The following is an 8,502-nucleotide window of genomic DNA, read 5'->3' as shown; positions in this document are numbered from 1 at the left end:
GCCACGCCCTGCGTGGCTTCGGCCCGGCCGGACTGCAGCCACGCAGGGCGTGGCTCTACGGCACCGCTTCAGCGGCTGGACGGCCCCCAATACCCCAGGTCCTTGCGGATCTGCAGCCCACGCGTCCAGGCCCCGAAGGGCTTGCGCTTGAGCGCACCCAGCGTGCCGGCCAGGAAGTCGTCGGTGGCCGCGATCACCCGCTCGCTGGAGCGTCCATCGCGGTACGGGTGGATGTCATCGGCATAGCGCCGGATCTCGGCCATCAGCGCCGGCTCGGGGTCCAGCGCGCGCGCCAGCATCGCCGGCAGTGCGTCGGGCTGATCGAAATCGATCATGTGCGGCTGCGGCACACGGTTACGGAACGTCACCACCGGTTTGTGCTGGACCACGAACTCGGACACGATCGAGGAGGTGTCCGACACCAGCACGTCGGCGGCCCGCTGCGCGGCCATGACCTGTTCGGGTTCGATGAAGGCGGCGTTGGCACCTGCAAGCGCGCGGTACTGTGCGAACAGCTCCTCGCTGCATTTGGGGTGCAGGGTCAACAACCAGTAGCGGTCGCCACGGGCGATATCGGCGGCGATCTGCCCATGCAGATGCGGGGCGGCACTGAGCCGCTCGGTGAAGGTGGAGCCAAACAGGATCACCGGTCGTCCCTGCGCCGGCGCACGCAGCGCCGCACTGGCCCCGCCATCGTCGCGGAACAGGGGGTCCAGCTTGGGCCAACCCGTCTGGGCCACGGCGAAATGTCCCTCGCGCGCGGCCAATTCCTGGAACGGCGCGGTCGTGGCCGGGCCCTGGGTGCAGTAGAGATCAAACAGCCCGCGCACGCGGAAATGGCCACGCGCGCTGTCACGCTTCTGCACGTTGAAGCCATGGAACACCTGCACCTTGGCCCCCGCAATGAACGGCGGCACCCAGTTGGCGGCGCTGAACACCGCCAGTGGACGCAGCGCGAGGGCCTGCTTCAGACCCACATTGGGCACACCGGGCAACTGAGCCCCGGCCGCACCATCCTCGAACCAGGCCGACACCGTGTGCCCGGAGGCGTGCAACGCCTGCGCCAGTGGGGCGAGAATAGGCAGCGCATAGCGCTCCGTCGCAAACAGCAGGTACTCAGCCATCATGTCCTCCACGACCGCTCCCACTGAACGGCCTCGCATCTCCGCCTGCATTATCGCGTTCAATGAAGCCGACCGCATCGGCGACTGTCTGGCATCGCTGGCTTTCTGCGATGAGATCATCGTCGTCGACTCCCATTCGACCGACCAGACCGTGGCCATCGCAACCGCTGCGGGTGCGCGGGTGCTGCAACGACGCTTTGACGGCTTCCGCAGCCAGAAGGCCTTCTGCGTGGAGCAGGCCGCACAAGACTGGGTGCTGTGCCTGGATGCCGACGAGCGCGTCAGCGCCGAGCTGCGCGAGGCCATTCTGGCGGCGCAAGCGGCCGGATTCAGCGGCCACGCCGGCTATCGCTTTGCCCGCCTGTCCGAGTACTTCGGCAAGTTCCTGCGCCATGGCAACGCCTATCCTGATCGCGTGCTGCGCCTGTTCGACCGCCGCCGGGGCGGCTGGCGCGGCAAGCGCGAGATCCACGAAGCGGCCAGCGTCGACGGCAGCGTCGGTCTGCTGCAGGGCGACCTCGTGCACTACCCCTACCGGTCGCTGGAACAGCAGCTCAGCAAGACCCAGCGCTATGCGCGGATGATGGCCGAGCATGAGTTCGCGCGCGGCAAGCGCGCCACCCTGCCCAAGCTGGTGCTGGCTCCGGCGTGGCGATTCTGGCGGGGGCTGCTGTTCCGGGGCGGTTTCCGCGACGGCTGGCATGGCCTGGTCTACGCGTATGTGCGCGCCAACTATGTGCGGCAGAAGACCATCATGCTGTGGATGCTGCAGAACGGGCAGCCGGTGAGTGACCCACCCCGCCGCACTGACGCCAGCTGAATGCGACTGTGGCAGACTGCGGTGGCGTTTCTGCCAGGCCCCCCATGAAGATTCTCTATACCAACTTCCATTCCGGCGACGGGGGTGGGCATACCACCTACCTGGCCTCGCTGGCCCGCGCGCTGTCACCCCGCCATCAGCTGTTCATGGCCGCCCCTGCCAACAGCCGGGTGATCCGGGTGATGCGCAGCGAAGGCATTGCCGAACCGGTGGAAATCGCGTTCAGCAGCGGACTGGCCACGCTGGGACAGCAGTGGGCGGACCTGCGCCGGCTGCGCGCCTTGATCGAACACCACCAGATCGACATCGTGCACGCCAATGGTGCACGCGACCACCGCGTCGCCATGGAGGCGGTGGCCGGACTGCGCCGGCGACCGAAGCTGGTGTTCACCAAGCACAACAGCAAGTCGGCCAACACCTTCGGCAATGCCCTGCGCGCGCGCTGGGGCACCGACCGGGTCATCGCGGTGTCCGCCCATACCCGCCAGATGCTGCTGGACAGCCCGTACCGGCGCTGCCCCATCGACGTGATCCGCAACGGGGTCGACCTGGGCCGCTTCGCCCCGGCCGATCCCGGCGAATCCGCCGCGCTGCGCGCGCGCTGGACCACGGATTCGGAGGCCATGGTGCTGGTGAGCAATGCCGGCACCGACAATCACAAGGGCTGGATCGACCTGGTCCGGGCCATTGCGACCCTGCCCGAGCCACTGCGCGGCAAGCTGCACGTCGCCATTGCCGGCCGCACACCGGACCCGAACGCGGTCGCCGAGGTGGCGCAGCTGGGCCTGACGCAGCAGGTGCACTTTGCCGGACTGCTGGAGGACATCCGCCCGTTCGTGGCCAGCGGTGATGCCGGATTCGTGCTGTCCTACGACGTCGAAACCATCTCGTTCGCCTGTCGCGAAATGATGGCCATGGCCAAGCCGGTACTGGTGAGCGACTACGCCGGACTGCCGGAGAACATCGAGCCGGGCCAGAACGGCTGGATCGTGCCGGTGCGCAACGTGGCGGCCATCGCCGCGCAGGTGGGTGCGCTGTATGAGCAACGCGCTGAGCTGCCGCGTCTGGGTGCCGCGGCGCGACAGCATGCGTTGCAGCACTTCGGGTTGGATACCTTCAGCGCGTTGACCGAAGCCAGTTATGCGGCGGTGCTGGACGGGCGTTGACGCCGGCTCTACTGATCGCGCAGCCGCAGCGGGTCGGAAAGCGCCAGGAACAGCGCCATCCAGGTGGCGTAGAACGACGCGCTGCGCATGTCGCGGAACATCATCTCGGTCAGGCCAAACACCACGTAGCCCACGCAGATCATCAGCCCGGCACCGGCAAACAACCGGGTGGTCCGGTCAGTCATCGACAGGCGCAGGCGACGCGCGAACACCCAGCCCGGTGCGAAGTACAGCAGCAGCAAGCCCAACCCACCCAGTACGCCGTACGTCGCCAGGAAGTACAGCAGGTCGTTGTGGGTTTCGCCGAAGTCGCGCGCCACGGTCTGGGTGACCTGGCGCTCGTCGGCCAGCGCTGCCAGTTCTTCGCGGAAACGGTCGCCGCCGCCCACGCCGAACACGGGCTCGCTCTCGATCATGTGCCCCGCCGCACGCCAGAGCTGAAGGCGGATGCACACGGAGGTATCGGCCAGGTGCGCGACCTGGCACTGGTCGAACTCGCTGACGCCCAGTTCAATGCGCTCGCGCATTGAGGCATCGCTGGCCACGATCGCACCTGCGGTGCCCAGCAGCAGCACCGACGCCAGCACCTTGAAGCGGTTCATGCGCCGGCCCTGGATGAGCAGGCCCACGAAAAGGAAGAAGGGGATGGCCAGCAGCCCGCCGCGGGTCTGCGTCGCCACAAAGCCCGCGACCCCGGCGATACCGGTGATCAGCTTGAAGGCAAACTCCGTCCGCCGGAAGCGGGTGATGCGCACGCCCATCAGCACGAAGGTCAACACCGAGAACAGCAGGGTCAGATCACCATACGTGACGGTGTTGAACTGGGTGGTGGCCGGCCGGCCGCCGCCATTGTTCAGCACCAGCCAGCCGAGATTGATGAACGCATACCAGATGCCCAGCATCAGGCCGAACACCGCATGGGCGAGCACCGCGCGCGGAATCCGCAGGGCGGCCGCCAGGATCAACCCCACGCTGAAGAAGCGTGCGGCCTTTTCCACCTCCGAACCCTTCCACAGCCCGTGCACCAGCAGGCTGGTCAATACGCCCACCAGCATCACGCCCATGGCCGCCACCATCCACAGGTACTCGCGCCGGTTGTCGCACCAGCGGGCGTCCGGGCCAGGACGGCGCACCACCGCGAGCACGATCAGGCTGAGCAGCACCAGCAGGTAGAAGCCCGCGCTGCCACCGTCGGTGGTGGACATCAGCAGGACGGGGGTGAAACCCAATACCAGCGTGAATGCCCACGCCAATGAAGGCGGGGTGCCGGTAGAGGGGGCTAGCGGTTTGGTCACGTTCAACAGGGCTCAGGCGGACAGCAGTAGGAGAGGAACGACGAGCGGCCCGCATTGTGGCCGAACGAAAGGTAATGATCCATGAGCCTGCGCTTACTCTTCGTTGTCATACCTGGATTGTTCACGGCGGATGCGCGCCAGTTCGGCCGCGCTGGGCTTGCAGACGCCGGAGAAGGCCCCGGCCGGCACCAGCCACCAGCCGCGCCGGTTGGCCACGCCCACGCGCTCGGCCTGGTGCCGGTCCACGCAGTTGAGCATCACCGGCTCCTGCACCAGCAGCCAACGCTGCTGCGGAGCCTGCGCCTGCCACTCGCGCCCGTCCTGCAGCTGGAGGTACCAGCGGCGTTTGAAGCCGAAGGTGGTGGCGGCGCGGTCGGCCATCAGCAGGTTCTGTTCCTTCCAGCCGACCAGCCCCAGCTCCGCGTCGGGACCGATGCGGCGGCCCACGTCCTGCATGAGGCCGCGCGCGGAGCTGGAATCGTTGAACAACGGATAGCCCACCAGACCGTAGGTCACCCAGGCCATCGCCAGGGTCGACACCACCGCCAGGTGGAAGCGGCGGCGACCCGCGAACGCCAGGCTCACCATCGCCCAGCTGCCCAGTGCGATGCCGACCCAGCCCAGTGCCGCGGTGACCGAACGATCGATGCCGCGCTCGATGATCAGCTTCTGCTCGAAGGCCGGCTCCCCGCCCAGCATGGCCACACCGGCCGCGAGCAGCAGCCCGCCGAGCAGCGCGGTAAACGCCCCCAGCACCCACTGCACGTCGCGCCGCCGCAGCAACCCGGGCAACAGCGGAGCCAGCGCCAGGCAGAACATCGGCAGGGCCGGCAGGATGTACACGTCGCGCTTGCCGTGCGGAATGGAGAAGAACAGCACGATCATCAGCCACCAGCCCAGCAGCAGCAGGTAGCGCGGATCGCGCCGGCGCAGCCGCCGCCACCAGGCCGGCAGCGCCCACGGCACCAGCAGGAACGCCGGGATCCACATCGAGGGCATGGTGGCCAGGAAGTACCACCAGGACTGATGGTGGTCCCACGACTGGGCATAACGCTTGGCGGTCTGCCGGAACAGGATGTCGTTCATGTACGCGCGGTACTCGGCCGACCCGGTGGCCAGCGCCGTCGCCACCATCGGCACCAGCCAGAGCAGGATCGCGGCCACGAACGCCAGCGGAGCCAGCCACAGCCGCCAACCATGGGAATGCAGGCGGATGCGCGGCCATTGCAGCCAACCGGCGACGAAGGCCGGCACGAGCATGAACAAGGCGAGCACCCCGACGCCCTTGGTGATCACGCCCAGCCCGGCAGCGAACCAGCCCAGCCACCACCAGCGCCACGCAGGGCCACACAACAGGTGGCGCAGCAATCCATAGTTGGCCAGGGTGACGAAGAACACCACCAATGGGTCGATCTGCGCCTTCTTGGCCTGGAAGGTGAAATGCACCGCGAACAGCAGCGCCCAGGCGGCATACAGACCCACCTTGCGCGTCCACAGCCGACGCCCGAGGTCATACACACAGGCCAGCGTGCCCAGCGCGGCCAGCAGCGAGGGCAGCAGGAAGGCCAGCCGCCAGTCGCCCAGCACGGTATACAGCGCGGCCTGCAACCACATCAGCATGGGCGGCTTGTCCGAGTAGAGCTCGGTGCCACGATGCGGGAACAGCCAGTCCCCGCTCATCACCATCTGTTTGGCGACCAGGGTGAACCGGGGCTCGTCGGACGGCCACGGGTCACGCAGACCCAGCCCGGCCCCCAGCACCAGCAGGGCCATCACAGCAAGCAACCAGAACTCTCGGGACGCACGTGTTTTCAGCATGCGCGGGAGTTTACCGGTACCCGGCTATCCCTTTCTCAGCAGTCGCGCATAAAAGAAGCCATCCGCTCCGTTCTCGCCCGGCAGGCGCTGGCGGCCGGCCCAGCAGTCGTGGCCGAAACGCTCGTCCAGGGGCAGGAATCCGGCGCGCGGCGTGCGCTGCAGGAAAGCCTCGATCTGGAACTGGTTTTCCTCGCGCAGGATCGAGCATGTCGCATACAGCAAGGTGCCACCGGGTTTGAGCAGTCCGAAACAGGCATCCAGCAGGCGGGCCTGCAGCGCCACCAGCGCCTCGATGTCGGCAGGACGCCGGTGCAGCAGCACGTCCGGCTGACGTCGGATGATGCCGGTGGCCGAGCACGGTGCATCCAGCAGGATGACATCGAAGGGCTGCCCGTCCCACCAGCTGTCAGGATCCGTCGCGTCGGCGGCAAGCACCTGGGCCGTGGCCCCCACCCCGGTGCGGGCAAAGGTTTCACTGATCCGCTTGAGCCGTCGCGCGTCGATATCCAGCGCCACCAGCTGCACCGTCGGGTCGCGTTCGAGCAGGTGGGCCGACTTGCCACCCGGCGCGGCACAGGCATCCAGCACCCGCGCTCCCTTGGGCAACTGCAGCGCGTCGGCGACCTGCTGCGCTGACAGGTCCTGGACCGACAGCGCACCCTCGGTGAAACCGGGCAGCGCCGCCACCGGCATCGCTTCGGGCAGACAGAGGGCGTCAGAGCCCAGCGCGGTGGTCTCGGCGGCGATTCCGGCGGCGGTCATCTGCTGCAGCAGGTCGTCACGACGGGCCTGCTGCCGGTTGACCCGCAGCCACAGTGGGGCCGGTTGCAGGCTGGCTGAAAACACCGCGTCGGCCTGTTCGGGCCAATCCTGCTCGATGGCGGCCGCCAGCCACTGCGGGAACGCCGCGCGCGCGGGCAGTTCCGCCACGCCTTCGCGCTGGGCGCGGCGCAACAGGGCATTGACCATGCCCGCCTGGCGCTCGAAGCCGAGCGCGCGTGCGGCATCGACCGTGGCCGACAACGCCGCGTGCGCCGGCAGCGCCAGGGCATCCAACTGGGCCAGCCCCACCTGCAGCAGCGCACGCAGTTCGGCATCACGCGCACCCAGCGGCCGCTGCATCCAGCGGCCCAGGGCGGCGTCATAGGCCGCACGGCGACGCAGCACGGCAAAGCACAGCGCCTCCAGCAGCGCGCGGTCGCGACCGTCATCAAGCTGCGGCAGGGCAGTGGCCAGCTCGGCTTTCAGCGATCGGCCACGGCCCACCACCTGGGCCAGCACACGGGCCGCCAGCATGCGGGTGGGCACTCCGGGGGCCTGCGCCGCAGAGGACGACGTGCGCGGACCTGGGCGGGAGCGGTTCATCAGTTCCCCACCACCAGGTCGCGTCGAGCATTGAGATAGTCGGCGGCCGTGATCGCCTTGCCGCCCTCACGCTGCAGCACGCGCAGGCGCAATGCACCCTGCCCGCAGGCGATGTCGATGCCGTCACGACCGGCAGCGAGCAACGTACCCGGAGCCCGCCCCTGGTTGTCCGCCAGGGCCACCGCGCCGTGAATGCGCACGCGTTCGCCGGCCAGCTGGGCCTCGGCAATCGGCCAAGGGTTGAACGCGCGCACGGTGCGCTCCAGCGCGACCGCGTCGGCGCTCCAGTCCAGGCGCGCTTCGGCCTTGTCCAGCTTGTGTGCATAGGTGACACCCTCGGCCGGCTGCGGCTGGGCGATCGGCTTGAGGCCCGCTCGCAGCAGGCCCAGGCCGTCAGCCAGCACCTGCGCGCCCAGCTCGGAAAGGCGGTCGTGCAGCTGCCCGCCCAGTTCGGCCGGCTGGATCGGCGTGTGCTGACGCAGCAGCACCGGACCGGTGTCCAGCCCCGCCTCCATCTGCATCAGGCAGACGCCGGTTTCGGCATCCCCGGCCTGGATCGCACGCTGGATCGGAGCGGCCCCGCGCCAGCGCGGCAGCAACGAGGCGTGCACGTTCCAGCAGCCATGGGTCGGAATGGCCAGCACCGCCTTGGGAAGGATCAGGCCATAGGCCACCACCACCATCAGGTCCGGCTGCAGGTCGCGCAGCTGCTGCTGCGCCGCCTCATCCTTGAGCGACTCGGGCTGGAACACGGGAATGCCACGCGCGATGGCCTCCAGCTTGACCGGCGACGGTGCCAGGCCACGGCCGCGGCCGGCCGGCCGATCCGGCTGGGTGTACACCGCCACCACTTCATGATGGCGTGCGGCGGCACGGAACGACGCGACCGCGAACTCCGGCGTACCGGCAAAGAC

General features: G+C 68.5%; 7 protein-coding genes. 2 read left to right on the top strand and 5 right to left on the bottom strand.

Features of this window, described 5'->3' with window-relative positions:
- Window positions 1-68: 68 nt before the first annotated feature.
- The gene (locus QMX83_RS18230) at window positions 69-1,127 is read right to left on the bottom strand and encodes a CDP-glycerol glycerophosphotransferase family protein (RefSeq protein WP_282298057.1); all 1,059 of its coding nucleotides are present in this window, start codon (window positions 1,125-1,127) and stop codon (window positions 69-71) included.
- On the opposite strand from QMX83_RS18230, the gene QMX83_RS18225 reads away from it, so the two are divergent.
- Both QMX83_RS18225 and QMX83_RS18220 read left to right on the top strand, forming a co-directional pair.
- The gene (locus QMX83_RS18225) at window positions 1,126-1,944 is read left to right on the top strand and encodes a glycosyltransferase family 2 protein (protein ID WP_282298056.1); all 819 of its coding nucleotides are present in this window, start codon (window positions 1,126-1,128) and stop codon (window positions 1,942-1,944) included. The two genes, QMX83_RS18230 and QMX83_RS18225, sit on opposite strands and share 2 nt — an antisense overlap.
- Before the next feature lie 44 nt (window positions 1,945-1,988).
- Entirely contained in the window at window positions 1,989-3,110 is a 1,122-nt protein-coding gene (locus QMX83_RS18220; RefSeq protein ID WP_282298055.1) for a glycosyltransferase, read from the top strand.
- An 8-nt stretch (window positions 3,111-3,118) separates the two neighbouring features.
- On the opposite strand, the gene QMX83_RS18215 is transcribed toward QMX83_RS18220, so the two are convergent.
- The 4 genes from QMX83_RS18215 to fmt form a co-directional block, all read right to left on the bottom strand.
- Window positions 3,119-4,405 (bottom strand): O-antigen ligase family protein, encoded by a 1,287-nt coding sequence (locus QMX83_RS18215; protein WP_282298054.1) that lies wholly within the window; start codon window positions 4,403-4,405, stop codon window positions 3,119-3,121.
- 93 nt (window positions 4,406-4,498) lie between these two features.
- Window positions 4,499-6,223: a glycosyltransferase family 39 protein gene (locus QMX83_RS18210; RefSeq protein ID WP_282298053.1), complete on the bottom strand. Its 1,725-nt coding sequence runs from the start codon at window positions 6,221-6,223 to the stop codon at window positions 4,499-4,501.
- A 24-nt stretch (window positions 6,224-6,247) separates the two neighbouring features.
- A complete protein-coding gene (gene rsmB / locus QMX83_RS18205; protein WP_282298052.1) occupies window positions 6,248-7,588 on the bottom strand; it encodes a 16S rRNA (cytosine(967)-C(5))-methyltransferase RsmB in 1,341 nt (446 codons plus the stop codon).
- The coding region (fmt, locus tag QMX83_RS18200) for a methionyl-tRNA formyltransferase (RefSeq protein WP_282298051.1) at window positions 7,588-8,502 on the bottom strand (915 nt) is incomplete at its 5' end. The genes fmt and rsmB, both read right to left, overlap by 1 nt.

Source organism: Stenotrophomonas sp. PS02289, from assembly GCF_029960115.1.
In the GTDB taxonomy this organism is placed as follows: domain Bacteria; phylum Pseudomonadota; class Gammaproteobacteria; order Xanthomonadales; family Xanthomonadaceae; genus Stenotrophomonas.
Note: the sequence above shows the minus strand (reverse complement) of the source record. Positions and strands in the feature narration are given on the sequence as shown.

What these genes read in the sequence shown, in the direction of transcription:
- QMX83_RS18225 (WP_282298056.1), top strand. Translation starts at nt 1,126, where the DNA reads ATGTCCTCCACGACCGCTCCCACTGAACGGCCTCGCATCTCCGCCTGC.
- QMX83_RS18210 (WP_282298053.1), bottom strand. Translation starts at nt 6,223, where the DNA reads ATGCTGAAAACACGTGCGTCCCGAGAGTTCTGGTTGCTTGCTGTGATG.
- QMX83_RS18220 (WP_282298055.1), top strand. Translation starts at nt 1,989, where the DNA reads ATGAAGATTCTCTATACCAACTTCCATTCCGGCGACGGGGGTGGGCAT.
- QMX83_RS18230 (WP_282298057.1), bottom strand. Translation starts at nt 1,127, where the DNA reads ATGATGGCTGAGTACCTGCTGTTTGCGACGGAGCGCTATGCGCTGCCT.
- rsmB (WP_282298052.1), bottom strand. Translation starts at nt 7,588, where the DNA reads ATGAACCGCTCCCGCCCAGGTCCGCGCACGTCGTCCTCTGCGGCGCAG.